The organism is Streptomyces sp. NPDC093261 (assembly GCF_044753645.1).
Classification (GTDB): Bacteria; Actinomycetota; Actinomycetes; order Streptomycetales; family Streptomycetaceae; genus Streptomyces.
Window position 1 is genome coordinate 106,458 of the sequence record NZ_JBIVNO010000002.1, and the last position, 15,761, is coordinate 122,218.

13 protein-coding genes are annotated in these 15,761 nt (G+C 71.0%); 6 read left to right on the plus strand and 7 right to left on the minus strand.

Annotation, left to right across the window (positions count from 1 at the left end):
- Nucleotides 1-253 precede the first annotated feature (253 nt).
- Nucleotides 254-1,627, plus strand: coding sequence for a hypothetical protein (locus ACIP94_RS06845; RefSeq protein ID WP_402420639.1), 1,374 nt, complete (start codon nucleotides 254-256; stop codon nucleotides 1,625-1,627).
- Between the two features lie 99 nt (nucleotides 1,628-1,726).
- Here ACIP94_RS06845 and rarD read toward each other — a convergent pair whose 3' ends face one another.
- Together rarD and ACIP94_RS06855 are read right to left on the minus strand one after the other, a co-directional pair.
- Entirely contained in the window at nucleotides 1,727-2,680 is a 954-nt protein-coding gene (gene rarD / locus ACIP94_RS06850) for an EamA family transporter RarD (protein ID WP_402421706.1), read from the minus strand.
- 197 nt (nucleotides 2,681-2,877) lie between these two features.
- Entirely contained in the window at nucleotides 2,878-3,732 is an 855-nt protein-coding gene (locus ACIP94_RS06855) for an SDR family oxidoreductase (RefSeq protein WP_402420642.1), read from the minus strand.
- Between the two features lie 156 nt (nucleotides 3,733-3,888).
- Here ACIP94_RS06855 and ACIP94_RS06860 point away from each other — a divergent pair, with 156 nt between their 5' ends.
- On the plus strand, nucleotides 3,889-4,251 hold the full coding sequence (locus ACIP94_RS06860) for a winged helix-turn-helix transcriptional regulator (protein WP_402421709.1): 363 nt from the start codon (nucleotides 3,889-3,891) through the stop codon (nucleotides 4,249-4,251).
- Nucleotides 4,252-4,271: 20 nt separating this feature from the next.
- Here the strand turns inward: ACIP94_RS06860 and ACIP94_RS06865 are convergent, their stop codons facing one another.
- The 5 genes from ACIP94_RS06865 to ACIP94_RS06885 form a co-directional block, all read right to left on the minus strand.
- Nucleotides 4,272-5,351, minus strand: coding sequence for a 2-oxoacid:ferredoxin oxidoreductase subunit beta (locus ACIP94_RS06865; protein ID WP_402420644.1), 1,080 nt, complete (start codon nucleotides 5,349-5,351; stop codon nucleotides 4,272-4,274).
- Complete coding sequence (locus ACIP94_RS06870; protein WP_402420647.1) at nucleotides 5,344-7,272, minus strand: 2-oxoacid:acceptor oxidoreductase subunit alpha; 1,929 nt, start codon at nucleotides 7,270-7,272, stop codon at nucleotides 5,344-5,346. Before ACIP94_RS06870 ends, ACIP94_RS06865 begins: the two co-directional genes overlap by 8 nt.
- Nucleotides 7,273-7,586: 314 nt before the next feature.
- A complete protein-coding gene (locus tag ACIP94_RS06875; RefSeq protein WP_402421712.1) occupies nucleotides 7,587-8,246 on the minus strand; it encodes a LuxR C-terminal-related transcriptional regulator in 660 nt (219 codons plus the stop codon).
- 634 nt (nucleotides 8,247-8,880) lie between these two features.
- Nucleotides 8,881-10,233 (minus strand): sensor histidine kinase, encoded by a 1,353-nt coding sequence (locus ACIP94_RS06880; RefSeq protein WP_402420650.1) that lies wholly within the window; start codon nucleotides 10,231-10,233, stop codon nucleotides 8,881-8,883.
- A 242-nt stretch (nucleotides 10,234-10,475) separates the two neighbouring features.
- Nucleotides 10,476-11,672, minus strand: coding sequence for a sensor histidine kinase (locus tag ACIP94_RS06885; protein WP_402420653.1), 1,197 nt, complete (start codon nucleotides 11,670-11,672; stop codon nucleotides 10,476-10,478).
- Nucleotides 11,673-12,023: 351 nt separating this feature from the next.
- On the opposite strand from ACIP94_RS06885, the gene ACIP94_RS06890 reads away from it, so the two are divergent.
- The 4 genes from ACIP94_RS06890 to ACIP94_RS06905 are packed head-to-tail and all read left to right on the plus strand — an operon-like array spanning nucleotide 12,024 to nucleotide 15,665.
- Complete coding sequence (locus ACIP94_RS06890; RefSeq protein WP_402420656.1) at nucleotides 12,024-12,473, plus strand: NADH-quinone oxidoreductase subunit A; 450 nt, start codon at nucleotides 12,024-12,026, stop codon at nucleotides 12,471-12,473.
- Nucleotides 12,464-13,168 (plus strand): NADH-quinone oxidoreductase subunit B, encoded by a 705-nt coding sequence (locus ACIP94_RS06895; RefSeq protein ID WP_402420659.1) that lies wholly within the window; start codon nucleotides 12,464-12,466, stop codon nucleotides 13,166-13,168. Before ACIP94_RS06890 ends, ACIP94_RS06895 begins: the two co-directional genes overlap by 10 nt.
- Nucleotides 13,165-14,700 (plus strand): NADH-quinone oxidoreductase subunit C, encoded by a 1,536-nt coding sequence (locus ACIP94_RS06900; RefSeq protein ID WP_402420662.1) that lies wholly within the window; start codon nucleotides 13,165-13,167, stop codon nucleotides 14,698-14,700. The genes ACIP94_RS06895 and ACIP94_RS06900 overlap by 4 nt, the downstream gene beginning before the upstream one ends.
- Nucleotides 14,697-15,665 carry an NADH-quinone oxidoreductase subunit H gene (locus ACIP94_RS06905; RefSeq protein WP_402420665.1) on the plus strand — a complete coding sequence of 323 codons (969 nt, stop codon included), beginning with the start codon at nucleotides 14,697-14,699 and terminating at the stop codon, nucleotides 15,663-15,665. Before ACIP94_RS06900 ends, ACIP94_RS06905 begins: the two co-directional genes overlap by 4 nt.
- Nucleotides 15,666-15,761 lie beyond the last annotated feature (96 nt).

Sequence of the window (15,761 nt, forward strand, 5' to 3'; positions counted from 1 at the left end):
TGGGACAGGTCTGTGACGCTGCGGTGACGCCAGGAGCGTATGGCGGCCACAGACTTCACGTAGGCCGATACGGCACCGTGGCCGGGCCAGGTGAGGAGGGAAGGATGACGAGTCAGAGGCTCACGGCGCGTACGGCGCGTAGGGGAGGCTCCGTCCCGTCCTGCCCGCGTACGCTTGCCTGCCGTGTGCTCGTCGTCGTGGGCACCTCCGTCGCCGTCCTTTCCTCGACCGGCCGACCCGAGTGAGGGGAACGATGTCTCGACTCAGCCGCGAACACGAGCGGGAACGCTCCGCCGACGTGGCCGCGTCCACGGAGGGAACGGAGTCCGGGATGGCGCCGATCCAGGTCCATGTTCCGATGGGGGCGCTGGACGGGGCTGCCGATGCCGGGACCGGGGCGACCGTCGGCGGGATGCCGGTGGTCGCGGCACCGGGGGAGCCGGTACAGCAGGCCGTTCTGAACCACCTCCACCGTCTCGCCCTCGCCACGGGCCACCCGGTTCTCGCGGCCGTCCGTGACGAGCGGATCGGGTATGTGGTACCGGTCCGGGTGCTGGTCGACGGGTCGAGCGAATTCACGGGGGAGCCGATGCGGGTGGACGCGCTCGAGACGTCCGCTCACCAAGCCGACGCGGCCGCCATGGTGGACGCCCCCGTTTCCGCCATCGAGGAAGCTCCCGCCTCCTGCGCGGTGGACGCCCCCGTGAGCCCCGGAGGTGCCGTCGCGACCTGCATGGTGCGAGCGGTGCCGGAGCAGGAGCCGTTGATCAGCGCGACGTCCGGACTGGCCCAGGAGTGGCCGGCGGCCGGGTCCGCGGCCGTGCCTCCGGGCACGGTCCAGACCCCGACAGGAGCCTTCGGCCCCCCGACGGGAACTTTCGGTTCCCCGGTGGGAGCCCTCGGCCTCCCGCAGGTGACCGCCGAGACCGCGCCCGTTTGGCCGGCGCCTGCGACCGGGCCGGACGAGCCGCAGACGGCGGGGCCCGACTTCGGGCCCGGTCCCGAGTCGTACTCCCCGCCCGGGTGGCAGCCCGCCCCGGCCCCGCGGGCTGTTCCCGTCGTCGCGGTCGAGGCGGAGACCAAGGAGGCGCCGGTACGTGAGTTCGACTCCGTCGCCGAGGCCGTACTCGCGCCGGACCCGGACATGGGCGGGCCCCTCGCCGGACCCCTGGCCCGGATCCACGAGGCCGTGAAGCAAGGCCGGATCGCGGAGGCCGTCGAGACGGCCGAGCGAACCCTCGCCGGGGCCTTCCGAACCCTCGGCGCCGACCACCCCGATGTACTGCGCCTGCGCGAACTCACCGCCTATGCGGCCTACCTCGCCGACGACCCGTTGCGCTCGTTCCGCCTCTCGCTGGACCTCGCCCGGCTCCGCCACCGTATGCGCGACGCGCGCGGCGCCTACGAAAACGTGCAGAGCGCGGCAGCCGCCTGGCGTGCCGTCCGCGATCCGCTCCAGAGCCTGGACCTCGGCCGCGAGCTGATCGGAGTGTGGGGCGACGTCGCCGCCGCACCGGGCCCCGCCGCCAACGACCTCGAGCAACTGGAGCGCGCCCGTACCCGTATGGGCCGTCTGACCGAGCGCGCCCGCGCCGCCACCGGCGGAGAGCCGGCCGGCGTCCAGTGACCCGAGGGGCGGCGGCCTGTCGGGGAGCAAGGGTTCCGTAGGCGGCAGGCCGCGTCCTGGGGGGAACCTCTGGCTCCGGCAGGAGCCGGCCGCCCTGGACTACGGCGTGGCGTCCACCGGATCGGGACCGGCCGCCACGCTGTCCGGCTTCCGAGGCGCGCTCACGGTCCCGGCGGCCGTGGGCGCGGAGGCCTGCACCGCGGACCGGCTCCTGAGCGCGCGCGCCGCCGCGCGAGCCGTGCGCAGCGCGTCCCCGGTCAGCAGGGCCAGCGCGATCCAGACCAGCGCGAAGCCCGCCCATCGCTCGGGCGGCATCGCCTCATGGAAGTAGAGGATGCCCAGCAGGAACTGGAAGACCGGCGCCAGGTACTGCAGCAGACCGAGCGTGGACAGCGGCACCCGGATCGCGGCGGCACCGAAGCAGACGAGGGGGAGCGCGGTGACCACTCCGGTGGCGGCGAGCAACGTCGCATGCCCGGCGCCCTGAGAGGTGAACGTCGACCGGCCCTGCGCCGACAGCCACAGCAGATAGACGAGCGCCGGGACGAACTGCACAGCGGTCTCCGCGGCCAGCGACTCGATGCCGCCCAGGCCGATCTTCTTCTTCACCAGCCCGTATGTGGCGAAGGAGAAGGCGAGACACAGGGAGATCCACGGCGGACGGCCGTACCCGACCGTCAGCACGACCACGGCGGTGAAGCCGACCGCGACCGCCACCCACTGGACGGGCCGCAGCCGTTCCTTCAGGAGCAGCACGCCCATCGCGATGGTGACGAGCGGGTTGATGAAGTAGCCGAGCGAGGCCTCCACCACATGGCCGCTGTTCACGGCCCATATGTACACGCCCCAGTTGACGGTGATGACCGCCGCCGCGATCGTGATCAGCCCCAGCTTGCGGGGCTGCCGCAGCAGCTCGCCCGCCCATGCCCAGCGCCGCATCACCAGCAGCGCCAGAGCGACCAGGACCAGTGACCACACCATCCGGTGGGCCAGGATCTCCATCGCCCCGGCGGGCTTCAGCAGCGGCCAGAAGAGAGGGACGAGCCCCCACATCCCGTACGCCGCGAAGCCGTTCAGCAGACCTGTCCGCCGCTCGCCCTTCGACTTCTCGGCCACGGGCTCTCCTCACTCGCTCGACTGGTTGATGCAACCTTCAAGAAGGTAACGCGAGCGCCCCCGCCGGTCATACCCGTATCGCCATACGGTCATGACAGGCGGAGGCCGCGATGATCGAGCCCGCCGGGGAAGGGTCAGCCCTTGAGCGCGGCGGTGATCGACTCGGCGACCGGGGTGGTCGGGCGGCCGGTCAGGCGGGAGAGGTCGCCGGTGGTGACGGCCAGCTCGCCCTTCTCGATGGAGACGTCCACGCCGGCCAGGATCTCGGCGAGAGGGCCGGGCAGTCCGGCGCCGGTCAGGATGCCGCTGTAGACGTCCAGCGGGACGGCGTTGTAGGCGATCTCCCTGCCCGTCTGCCGGCTGAGTTCGGCGGCGTACTCGGCGAAGCTCCACGCGGTGTCGCCGCTCAGCTCGTAGGTGGCGTTCTCGTGGCCCTCGCCGGTCAGCACCGCGACGGCGGCGGCCGCGTAGTCGGCGCGGGAGGCGGACGCGATCCGGCCCTCGCCGGCGGCCTGGGTGACCGCGCCGTGCTCCAGGACGGGGGCCAGGTTCTCGGTGTAGTTCTCGTGGTACCAGCCGTTGCGCAGCAGCACATACGGCACGCCCGACTCCAGGATCAGCCGCTCGGTGGCCCGGTGGTCGTCGGCCAGGGTGGCCGTCAGGCTGCCGGGGGCGCTGGTGTAGGCGAACAGCGCGACCCCGGCCGCCTTGGCGGCATCGAGGACGACCTTGTGCTGGCCGACCCGGCCCTTGTCGAACTCGTTGCCGGAGATCAGCAGTACCTTGTCGCCGGCCGTGAAGAGGCCGTCGAAGGTCTCGGGAGCGTTGTAGTCGGCGACCGCGATCCGCACCCCGCGGTCCGCGAAGTCGGCGGCCTTCTCGGGGATGCGGACGACGGCGGTGATCTGGTCGGCCGGCACCTTCTCCAGCAGCTGCTCCACCACGTGGCGGCCGAGGTGTCCGGTGGCTCCGGTGACGACGATGCTCATGACGGGATCTCCTTGTGGGGTGTGTCTGACACTCACCCTAGGAGCGGCACTAACTGATGGAAAGTACCCACTTTGAAGTAAGGTACTGGCGTGACGGTAAGTGCCTCGCCCTCCTCCAGCGCCCCGGCGGTCCGTTCAAGGGACGCCGACGCGGCGCTGTGCCCCTACCGGCTCGTCCTGGAGCACGTCACCAGCCGCTGGGGCGTCCTCGTCCTGATCGAGCTGCTCGACCGCCCCTACCGCTTCAGCGAGCTGCGCCGGGCGATCGAACGGGTCGGCCGCATCAGCGAGAAAATGCTCACCCAGACGCTGCAGACCCTGGAACGGGACGGTCTCGTGCACCGGGACGCCAAGCCCGTGATCCCACCGAGGGTCGACTACTCCCTGACCGACCTGGGCCGCGAGGCGGCCGAGCAGGTGCGGGCGCTGGCGCTGTGGACGCAGCAGCGCATCCCCGACGTCGAGCGTTCCCGCCGGGCATACGACGAGGCCCGGACGCAGAGCGCCCAGGCCTCGTAGAACAGCCGGCCGGCTTTGTGCTAGCCGACCACCGTCCAGGTGTCCCCGCCCGCCAGGAGCGTGGCCAGGTCGCCCTTGCCGTTCTGCTCGATGGCGGTGTCGAGCTGGTCGGCCATCTGCGCGTCGTAGACGGGCCGGTCCACCGAGCGGAAGACGCCGATGGGGGTGTTGTGCAGGGTCTCCGGATCGGCCAGCCGGGACAGCGCGAACGCCGTCGTGGGGGAGGCGGCGTGGGCGTCGTGGACCAGGACCTCCGCCTCGTTCTCCGGAGTGACCGGGACGATCCTCAGATCACCGGTGCGGATGTCCCGGACGACACCGCGCGAACCCTCCGGCCCGAACCGGATCGGCTGCCCGTGCTCCAGCCGGATCACCGTTTCCTCGGCGGTCTGCTTGTCCTTGAGGGCGTCGAAGGCGCCGTCGTTGAAGATGTTGCAGTTCTGGTAGATCTCCACCAGCGCGGTGCCGGGGTGGGCGGCGGCCTGGCGCAACACCTCGGTCAGGTGCTTGCGGTCGGAGTCGACCGTACGGGCCACGAAGGACGCCTCGGCGCCGATCGCCAGCGACACCGGGTTGAAGGGCGCGTCCAGCGAGCCCATGGGCGTCGACTTGGTGACCTTGCCGACCTCTGAGGTGGGCGAGTACTGGCCCTTGGTCAGCCCGTAGATCCGGTTGTTGAACAGCAGGATCTTCAGGTTGACGTTGCGGCGCAGGGCGTGGATGAGGTGGTTGCCGCCGATGGACAGCGCGTCGCCATCCCCGGTCACCACCCACACCGACAGATCGCGACGCGAGGAGGCGAGTCCTGTCGCGATCGCGGGCGCACGGCCGTGAATGGAATGCATACCGTACGTGTTCATGTAGTACGGGAAGCGCGACGAACAGCCGATGCCCGAGACGAAGACGACGTTCTCCCTGGCCAGGCCCAGTTCCGGCATGAAGCCCTGGACCGCGGCAAGAATCGCGTAGTCGCCGCAGCCGGGGCACCAGCGCACTTCCTGGTCCGACTTGAAGTCCTTCATGGACTGCCTGGCCACAGCCTTGGGGACGAGGGAAAGCGCCTCGATCGTATCCGTGCCTTCCATGGTCGTCTCAGCCATCGATGGCCTCCTTGAGAGCCGCGGCGAGCTGCTCGGCCTTGAACGGCATACCGTTCACCTGGTTGTACGAATGGGCGTCGACCAGGTACTTCGCCCGGATGAGCGTGGCGAGCTGACCGAGGTTCATCTCGGGGATCACCACTTTGTCATAACGCTTCAGAACCGTGCCGAGATTCCGCGGGAACGGGTTGACGTGCCGCAGATGAGCCTGCGCGATCGACTCGCCCACCGTGCGCAGCCGCCGTACCGCCGCGGTGATCGGACCGTAGGTCGACCCCCAGCCGAGGACGAGGGTCCGCGCGCCGTGCGGGTCGTCCACCTCCACGTCGGGTACCCCGATGCCGTCGATCTTCGCCTGGCGCGTGCGCACCATGAAGTCGTGGTTGGCCGGGTCGTAGGAGATGTTGCCCGTGCCGTCCTGCTTCTCGATGCCGCCGATGCGGTGCTCCAGGCCCGGTGTGCCCGGGATGGCCCAGGGGCGGGCGAGGGTCTGCGGGTCGCGCTTGTAGGGCCAGAACACCTCGGTGCCGTCGTCCAGCGTGTGGTTCGGGCCCTGGGCGAACTGCACCCGGAGGTCCGGCAGCTCGTCGAGCTCGGGGATGCGCCAGGGCTCGGACCCGTTCGCCAGATAGCCGTCGGACAGGAGGAACACGGGGGTGCGGTAGGTGAGCGCGATGCGGGCCGCCTCCAGGGCCGCGTCGAAGCAGTCGGCCGGGGTGCGCGGGGCGATCACCGGAACCGGCGCCTCGCCGTTGCGCCCGTACATCGCCTGGAGGAGGTCGGCCTGCTCGGTCTTGGTCGGCAGGCCGGTGGACGGCCCGCCGCGCTGGATGTCGATGACCAGCAGTGGCAGCTCGAGAGAGACCGCGAGCCCGATGGTCTCGCTCTTGAGGGCCACACCGGGGCCGGATGTCGTGGTCACCGCGAGCGAACCGCCGAACGCCGCACCCAGCGCGGCGCCGATACCGGCGATCTCGTCCTCGGCCTGGAAGGTCCGCACGCCGAAGTTCTTGTGCTTGGACAGTTCGTGCAGGATGTCCGAGGCCGGGGTGATCGGGTAGGAGCCCAGGAACAGCGGCAGGTCCGCCTGGCGCGAGGCGGTGATCAGGCCGTAGGACAGGGCCAGGTTCCCGGAGATGTTGCGGTACGTGCCCACCGGGAAGGCCTTGGCGGCCGGTGCGACCTCGTACGAGACCGCGAAGTCCTCCGTCGTCTCGCCGAAGTTCCAGCCGGCGCGGAAGGCGGCGATGTTGGCGGCCGCGATGTCCGGCTTCTTCGCGAACTTCGATCTCAGGAACTTCTCGGTACCCTCCGTCGGCCGGTGGTACATCCACGACAGCAGGCCCAGCGCGAACATGTTCTTGCTGCGCTCGGCCTCCTTGCGGCTGAGGTCGAACTCCTTGAGGGCCTCGACGGTGAGCGTCGTGAGCGGCACCGGGTGGACGCTGTAGCCGTCCAGCGTGCCGTCCTCCAGCGGGCTGGCGGCGTAGCCGACCTTCTGCATCGCCCGTTTGGTGAACTCGTCCGTGTTGACGATGATCTCCGCGCCGCGCGGCAGATCGCCGACGTTGGCCTTCAGGGCGGCCGGGTTCATGGCCACCAGGACGTTCGGCGCGTCGCCCGGGGTCAGGATGTCGTGGTCGGCGAAGTGCAGCTGGAAGGACGAGACGCCCGGCAGGGTGCCGGCGGGGGCGCGGATCTCGGCCGGGAAGTTCGGCAGGGTGGACAGGTCGTTGCCGAAGGACGCCGTCTCCGAGGTGAAGCGGTCACCGGTGAGCTGCATTCCGTCACCGGAGTCGCCCGCGAAACGGATGATCACTCGGTCGAGCTTGCGCACATCCTTCGTGCCCGCCGGTTTGCGCTGTTCTCCTACGACGGCTCCGTCGGCCTGCTCCGTTGTCCTGCTGACCTGGCTGGTCACTGAACTGGACCTCCTTCGAGGCAGCTGTCTGGGCGCGGCCGTCCCGTCGGCCCTCCCGGAATCAACCCTACGTCGGTAAGGGTCGCCTTCCCTCGGTATCTCGCACGGTGGACACCACCGAGGGGCCCTCCGACGACCTGATGTGCCATGTTGTATCCGCCTCCCGGCGCTGCTTTCGAGGACGCTCCCTGTCCACACTGCGGTGCTGGTACGTCCGGGGCGTGCCGCGAGGCCGCGCCGGAGTCCGGCTCCGGCCCCGACAGGCCGTCGGGTCCGCGCCTGAGCGTCCCGTTGCCTGACAGAGTGTCAGTCGATCAGGAGTTGAGGTACGTGAGCACGGCCAGAACACGCCGGTGATCCCCGTCGCTCTGCGCCAGGCCGAGCTTCAGGAAGATATTGCTGACATGCTTCTCCACGGCTCCGTCGCTCACGACCAGCTGTCGGGCGATCGCGGAGTTCGTCCGTCCCTCGGCCATCAGGCCGAGGACCTCCCGCTCACGCGGAGTGAGCGCGGCGAGCACATCCTGCTTGCGGCTGCGCCCGAGGAGCTGTGCGACCACCTCCGGGTCCAGTGCCGTACCCCCCTGGGCCACTCGCACCACGGCGTCCACGAACTCGCGCACCTCGGCGACCCGGTCCTTGAGCAGATAGCCCACACCGCGACTGGAATCGGCCAGGAGTTCGGTGGCGTATCGCTCCTCCACGTACTGCGACAGCACCAGCACACCGAGCCCGGGGTGCGCCTTGCGCAACTGGACCGCGGCCCGGACACCCTCGTCCGTGTGCGTGGGAGGCATCCGGACGTCGGCCACCACCACGTCGGGCAGCTCGCCCCGGTCCGCCAGCTCGGTGATGGTCTTGATCAGCGCGCCCCCGTCCCCGACGCCGGCGACGACCTCATGTCCGCGGTCGGTCAGAAGCCGGGTCAGGCCCTCCCTGAGCAGCACTGAATCCTCGGCGATGACCACCCGCACCTTGTCCTCCACGATCCTCGGCCCCCCGTGCCCTTCGTCTTCGGCCGTGCGTCTGCGCGTCCGGCGGTGTCCTGGACTCCCGACGTCCGGCCCCCTTCGGCACCTCAGTATCGCGCGATCCACACTTCCACATCGGGCCTGTGGATAAGACTCCCGCGGCCGTGTTGAGGGTCGCTTTCGTGCCGTCGAGGGGGTGGGTCGGCCGGGGGTGAGGTGGGTCGATGAGGCATGGGAGTGGGGACGCGTTGGGGCTGCGGGTCACGGAGGCGGGTAGTGGCGGGGCGGCAGGTCGGGGCGGTGAGCTGGGCGTTGGGGCTGCGGGTCAGGGAGGCGGGTAGGGGCGGGGCGGCAGGTCGGGGCGGTGAGCTGGGCGTTGGGGCGGTGGGTCAGGGAGGCGGGTAGGGGCGGGGCGGTAGGTCGGGGCGGTGAGCTGGGCGTTGGGGCGGTGGGTCAGGGAGGCGGGTAGGGGTGTGGCGGGACGGCAGGTCGGCGGTGAGGCAGGCGGGTGCGTGGTGGGGCAGGGCGGTACTGGGTGGGGGTTCCGCAGGTGTCGTGTCGTGGGCCGGGTGGGTTCAGGCGTTGCGCGCGGAGGCGTGCTGGAGTTCCGGTGTCCTGCTGGGGGCGGTGCGGACGGTCAGGACGATCGCCATGGCAGCTCGGCGGTGATTCTGGTCGGCCCCCCGGTCGGCGAATCCACCACCAGAATCCCGTCCACCGCATCGAGCCGCCCGGCCAACCCGGCCAGCCCCGACCCACTGGAGGCGTCCGCGCCTCCCACCCCGTCATCCACCACCTGCAGCAGCAACCGCTCCTCCGCCCGCCACACGTCCACCGTTGCCCGCGACGCCCTCGCGTGCTTGCTGACGTTCTGCAGCAGCTCCGACACCGTGAAGTACGCGATCCCCTCGATCGCCGGGGCCGGCCGCGACGGCAGGTCCACCTCCACCTTCACCGGCACGGTGCACCGAGAGGCCACCGCCGACAGTGCCGCGTCCAGCCCCCGGTCCGTCAGCACCGCCGGATGGATCCCGCGCGCCAGGTCCCGCAGCTCCCGCAGCGCCGTCTTGACCTCTCCATGCGCCTCCTCCACCATCTGCGCCGCCGCCCGGGGGTCCTGTGCCAGCTTCTCCTTGGCCAGCCCCAGATCCATGGCCAGCGCCACCAGCCGGGCCTGCGCCCCGTCGTGCAGGTCCCGCTCGATGCGCTGGAGGTCCGCCGCCGCCGTGTCGACCACCACGCCTCGGTCCGACTCCAGCTCCACCACCCGAGTGGCCAGGCGGGACGGCCCGAGGAGCCCGTGCACCAGCAGCCGGTCCACGGTCGTCAGCCCCCGGACGATCCACGGTGTGGCCAGCGTGATCAACAGACCGACCAGGGCGGTCACCATGATCTCGAACGGGTTGTCGAGGTAGACGCTGTGTGTCTCGTCGCCGTACAGCTGAAGCCCGCCCTGACCGCCGTACATGGGGAACACCCAGAACCACAGCGGATAGGTGAGCAGCGTCCATCCGGACGTCCAAAAAGTGACCCCCACGACGAACGAGAAGACCGCCCAGGGGAACTGCAGCGCCGTGTACAGCACGTGCCGCCACGACACCCCGCTCCTGAGCATCGCCGCGATCCAGGCCATCGGCCCCCGCCGCTTCATCATCAGGGGCTCCGGATCGGCCACCTCGAGCCGCAGCAGTCCCCGGGCCCGCGCCCGCTCCAGGGCTCCGAAGCCCCGGCATCCCGCGAGGGCCGCCGCGAGCACCGGTATCCCGAGGAACGTCACCAGCAGACCGGCGCCGAGCGAGAGCATCGTGACGCTGTAGGTGAACATCAGGATCCCGAGGGGCAGGCTCAGCAGCAGATAGCAGAACTCACTCCAGCTGCGCGCCTCGAACGGCGCCCGCAGCACGACCGGAAGCCGGTGCGGCTGCCTTCCGGGGCCCGGGGATGCCGGGTCGTCCCACTCTCCGTACCCCTGCCCGTAGTACGTGGCCATCGGTGTCGTCCGTTCCCCTCGTCGTCCAGCCCGGTGTGGTCGGCCTGCTCGGCTGTCTCCGGGTTCGTGGCTCCACACTCCCGGTTCCGCGCCCGTCCGACCATGGAGCCCATCGGCCTCTTGGAGCGGGGGTTTTCCCCACCTTCTACGGCGGGCGCACCCGAACCCCTCGTGTGACGGCAGAAGCGGCCCGCACGCTGTCACGTACGACCGCTTTCTGCCTCCACAGATCGCGGGTGCCCCTACCGTCCGGTTGCCTCGTCCTCTCGGTCGCGCCACGGCAGTTCCGCCGTGACCGTCGTCGGACCGCCCGCCGGGGAGTCCACGACGAACAGGCCGTCGACGGCGCCCAGCCGCTCCGCCAGCCCCGCCATGCCGGTACCCCCGTCGAGGCGGGCGCCGCCGCGACCGTCGTCCTGGACCTGGATGAGCAGCCGCTCCTCCGCCTGCCACACATCGACGGAGGCCGACTTCGCCCCGCTGTGCTTGCTGACGTTCTGCAGCAGCTCGGAGACCGTGAAGTAGGCGATGCCCTCGATCGCCGCGGCCGGTCTTCGGGCCAGATCCACGGTCACCTTGACCGGCACCGTGCAGCGGGTGGCGACCGCCGACAGCGCCGCGTCCAGGCCCCGGTCGGTCAGGACCGCCGGATGGATGCCCCGCGCGAGGTCCCGCAGCTCCTGCAGCGCCAGCTTCACCTCGCCGTGCGCCTCCTCGACCATCGCCGCCGCCTCGTCCGGGTCCTCCAGCAGCTTCTCCTTGGCCAGTCCGAGCCCCATCGCCAGGTTCACCAGCCGGGCCTGTGCCCCGTCGTGCAGATCGCGCTCGATGCGCCGCAGGTCGGCTGCCGCCGTGTCCACGACCACCCCGCGGTCGGACTCCAGCTCGGCGATGCGCCGCTCCAACTCGTCGGAGGGGGACAGCAGGCCCCGCGCCATCGCCCGGTCGACGTTCGTCAGCCCGCGCGCCAGGAACGGAAGAACCGGCCACAGCAGGAACAGCGACACGAACGTCACCGTGAAGGTCAGGATCCCCCATGGCAGCCGGATGAAGCCGTACAACATGGTCCGCCAGCCCACGGGATCCTTCAGCGCCGTCCACAGCCGCTGGAACAGCCCGCCTCTTCTGAGCAAGCGGAGTGGTGTCGGCTCGTCCACCCGCACCCCGAGCAGCGCCCCGGCCCGTGCCCGCTCCAGCCTGCCGAGCTGCCGCGCACCCCCCAGCCCGGCCGCCACCAACGGGAGACCGATCACAGTCACCGTCAGCCCCGCTCCCGTGGACAGCACCGTCACCACGTAGATGAACCCCGCCAGCGACATCGGCAGGTTCGTGAGCAGATACGCGATTTCCCGCCAGGTGTGCCCGTCCAGGGCGAAACGCGCGGGCGGCGGGTGCTCGCCGCGGTCCCGGACGCCGTGGGTCGTCATGCGTTCGGTCATATCTGCCGGCCTCGTTCGGTCATGTCGTTCAGCGTGCCGTGCCGCCCGCCGCGACACCATGAGGCGGGCCGCCGCGATCCGGTGGGGGAAACCCCACCTCCGGGGCGGTGAGGTCGGCTTCCGACGGCAAGCGGCACGCTTTCGGGGCCGGGTAGCGTGCTTTCGGGGTCCCCTGAGGCGTGCGCGGAGTCGCACCATGGGTACGTGATCGGAGCGCGCGGGGAGTACCAGCGCGTCTCGAGGTGTGACGGGCTGCTTACCGTCTCTTTAGCAGGGCCTAGACTCCCGTGCGTACAGATCGTCGAACACAAGGTTCACCAGGGTCACGAGGTCAGGGAGTGAGGGGCTGACGTGCCGGATCCGACCGCCGTTGCCGTCATGGCGGAGACCGGGAGCGCGAGGACCGCCGCGAACGCGGGGAACGTAGTCGCGGCGGGCTACTTCCACTCCTACTCCGTCGTCGGGCTGCTCGCCCTCATCGGCGTGCTCTTCGTCGCCGTCGCCTTCGGCGCGGGCCGCCTGCTGCGTCCCGTCGTGCCCACCCCGGAAAAGCTTCTGACGTACGAGTGCGGTGTCGACCCCGTCGGCGAGGGCTGGGCCCATACACAGGTCCGCTACTACGTCTATGCCTTCCTGTACGTGATCTTCGCGATCGACTCGATCTTCCTGTTCCCCTGGGCGACGGTCTTCGCCGCCCCCGGCTACGGCGCGGCGACGCTCGTGGAGATGTTCATCTTCCTCGGCTTCCTCGCCGTAGGCCTGCTGTACGCATACAAGAAGGGCGTCCTGGCATGGACGTGAACCCCTCGGCCACCCCTGCTTCCTCGGTCCCGGAGCCCGTGCTGCTGCCCGAGCCGAAGCGGCTCGGCGCGCTCGCACGCCTCGCCCCCGAGCCGATGAAGGTGGTTCTGAACTGGGGCCGCCGTTACTCGCTGTGGGTCTTCAACTTCGGCCTCGCCTGCTGCGCGATCGAGTTCATCGCCGCGTCGATGGCCCGGCACGACTTCATCCGCCTCGGGGTGATCCCGTTCGCGCCAGGGCCACGCCAGGCCGACCTGATGGTGGTGTCCGGCACGGTCACCGACAAAATGGCCCCGGCGATCAAACGCCTGTACGAGCAGATGCCCGAGCCGAAGTACGTCATCTCCTTCGGCGCCTGCTCGAACTGCGGAGGCCCCTACTGGGACTCGTACTCGGTCACGAAGGGCGTCGACCAGATCATCCCGGTGGATGTGTACGTTCCCGGTTGCCCGCCGCGTCCCGAGGCGCTGCTCCAGGGCATCCTCAAGCTTCAGGAGAAGATCGCGCGCGAGTCGCTGGGGGAGCGGTACGGCACCTCGCGACCGTCCGCCGCCGCCCTGCGGAGCGGGCTGGTCCAGCCGCCGTCCGTTGTTCCGAGCGCGGGCTCGGACCCGGATGCTGCCGCGGGCTCGGGTCTCTCCTCCGGCGCGAGCTCTGTCTCCGGTGCGGACTCGGGTTCCGGGGTGGCGCGATGAGCGCCGCCGGCTGGCTGCCCGTATCCGTCGAGGACCTCTTCGGGCCGGAGGCCACGGCCGAGGAGTCGTACGAGGTCCTGACGGTGGACGTGCCCCCGGCAGGCTGGATCGCGGCGCTGCGGGTCGCGCGCGACGAATTGGGCTGCACCTATTTCGACTGGCTGAGCGCGGTCGACGAACCGGGCACCGGCCTGCGCGTCTCGGCGCATGTGGTGGCTCTGTCCCCGGTCCGCCGTCTCCTCGTACGGACCACGGTCCCGCACGAGGCCCCCGTCCTGCCCTCCGCCGTGGAGATCTACGCGGGCGCCGCCTGGCACGAACGCGAGACCCACGAGATGTTCGGCGTCGCCTTCGAGGGTCACCCGGCGCTGGACCACCTGCTGCTCCCCGACGGCTTCGAGGGCCACCCCCTGCGCAAGGACTTCGTCCTGGCGGCCCGGGTCGCCAAGGCCTGGCCGGGCGCCAAGGAACCGGGGGAGTCCGACCACGGCGGCCCCAAGCGCCGTCAGATGCTGCCTCCGGGCGTCCCCGACCCGAACGAGTGGGGCCCTCTCAAGGGGCAGCTGCCCCCGGCTCCCGCCCGTCCGGCCCGCGCCGCCGGCCGTGCCACGGGCGAGCGCCCGGTGCGCCGCACTCGCACGACGGCGGAGGGTTCGGCGAGCCAGGCCCCGACAGGCGTCGAATCGGGGGAGGCCACACCGGCGCCTCGCCGCGCTCGTAGCGTGTCGGAGGGCTCGGCCTCGCAGCGCGGGGCGGAGCCGAGCACGCAGCCGGCGACTGCGGCGGGTCCGCGCCGCGCCCGGAGCGCCTCGGAGGGCTCGACCTCGCAGCGCGCCGAGGGTGCAACGGGGGCCACGGCCGCCCCGGCCGGCCCCCGCCGTGCGCGGAGCGTGTCGGAGGGCTCGGCCTCGCAGCGCGCTGCCGAGAGCACCGAGGGTGCCGCGCCGCCCGCTGCTCCTGCCGGGCCTTCCTCCGGCCCCCGCCGGTCGCGCAACGCCTCGGAAGGCTCCGCCTCCCAGCGCGCGGATGCCGGCGCGGCAGCGGGCGCGGACCCCGAGCCCCCCATCGCCCCGCGCAGCGCGGACGCCCCGTGGCACCACGCCCGCCCGGCCTTCGACGAGCCGGAGCCGACCGCCCCCGAGCCGACCGCCCCTGAGCCGTCTGCGGAGCCGGAGGCCGGGGCCGTGCCTCCGGCGGCCGAGACCGTGGTCGAGCCGACCGCGAAGCCGGGGGCCGGCGTCAAGCCTCCGGCGAAGGAGACCGCGGCCGAGCCGTCTGCGGAGCCGGAGGCCGGGGCCGTGCCTCCGGCGGCCGAGACCGTGGTCGAGCCGACCGCCGCCGAGACCGTGGCCGAGCCGCCCGCGAAACCCGATTCCCCGGGCACCGCAGCGGACGTCACGCCCACAGCGGAGCCCAAAGCCACTGACCGGGAATCCCGCTCCGGCGACGACCAGCCCCCCAAGCCGGCCACCCCAGACGACACCCTCCCCGACGAGACCACCCCCGACGATTCCTCCGGAGGCACGCAGTGAACGGCGCTCTCGACGTCGCTCTGCGACTCGTCGTCGTGTTCGTCGTCTTCCTCACCTTCCCCCTGATCGTCGGCCAGACCGAGCACAAGGTCATGGCCCATATGCAGGGCCGCCTGGGTCCGATGTACGCAGGCGGCTTCCACGGCTGGGCCCAGCTCGTCGCCGACGGCGTGAAGTTCGCCCAGAAGGAGGACGTGGTTCCGGCGGGCGCCGACCGCCGTATCTTCCAGCTCGCCCCCGCCGTCGCCCTGTTGCCCTACCTCCTCGTGCTCCTGGCCATCCCGATCGGGCCGAGCCAGGGCGCGGTCGGCCAGGTCATTGACGCGGGCATCTTCTTCGTCCTGGCCGTCATGGGCGTCGGCGTACTCGGCTCCCTCATGGCGGGCTGGGCCTCCGCGAACAAGTTCTCCCTCCTCGGCGGCCTCCGTACCGCCGCCCAGCTCCTCGCCTACGAACTCCCCATGCTGCTCGCCGCCGCATCGGTCGCCATGGCGGCGGGCACGGTCTCGCTTCCCGGCATCGTCAACGCCTTCCAGTGGTGGTGGCTGCCCTGGCAGATCATCGGCGCGCTGGTCTTCTTCGTCGCCGGCCTCGCCGAGTTGCAGCGTCCGCCGTTCGACATGCCCGTCGCTGACTCGGAGATCATCTTCGGTGCGTACACCGAGTACACCGGTCTCCGTTTCGCCCTGTTCCTCCTTGCCGAGTACGCCGGAATCGTCGTCCTGTGCGGCCTGACCACGGTCCTCTTCCTGGGCGGCTGGCACGGCCCCTGGGGCGCCGAAGGTCTCGGCTGGCTGTGGACGCTCCTGAAGACCGCGATTCTCGCCTTCGTGGTCATCTGGCTGCGCGTCACGTACCCGCGCCTGCGCGAGGACCAGCTCCAGAAGTTCTCCTGGACCCTCCTCGTCCCCCTGTCCCTCGCCCAGATCGCCCTCACCGGCATCGTCAAGGTGGTGATCTCGTAACCATGTCCCGCCCGTCGCCCGACCACCACGCCTCGACGACGCCCTCCGCGCGGCCCCGCCTGTCGATCCCCGGCTCCGGCCTCGCCAAGGGTCTGG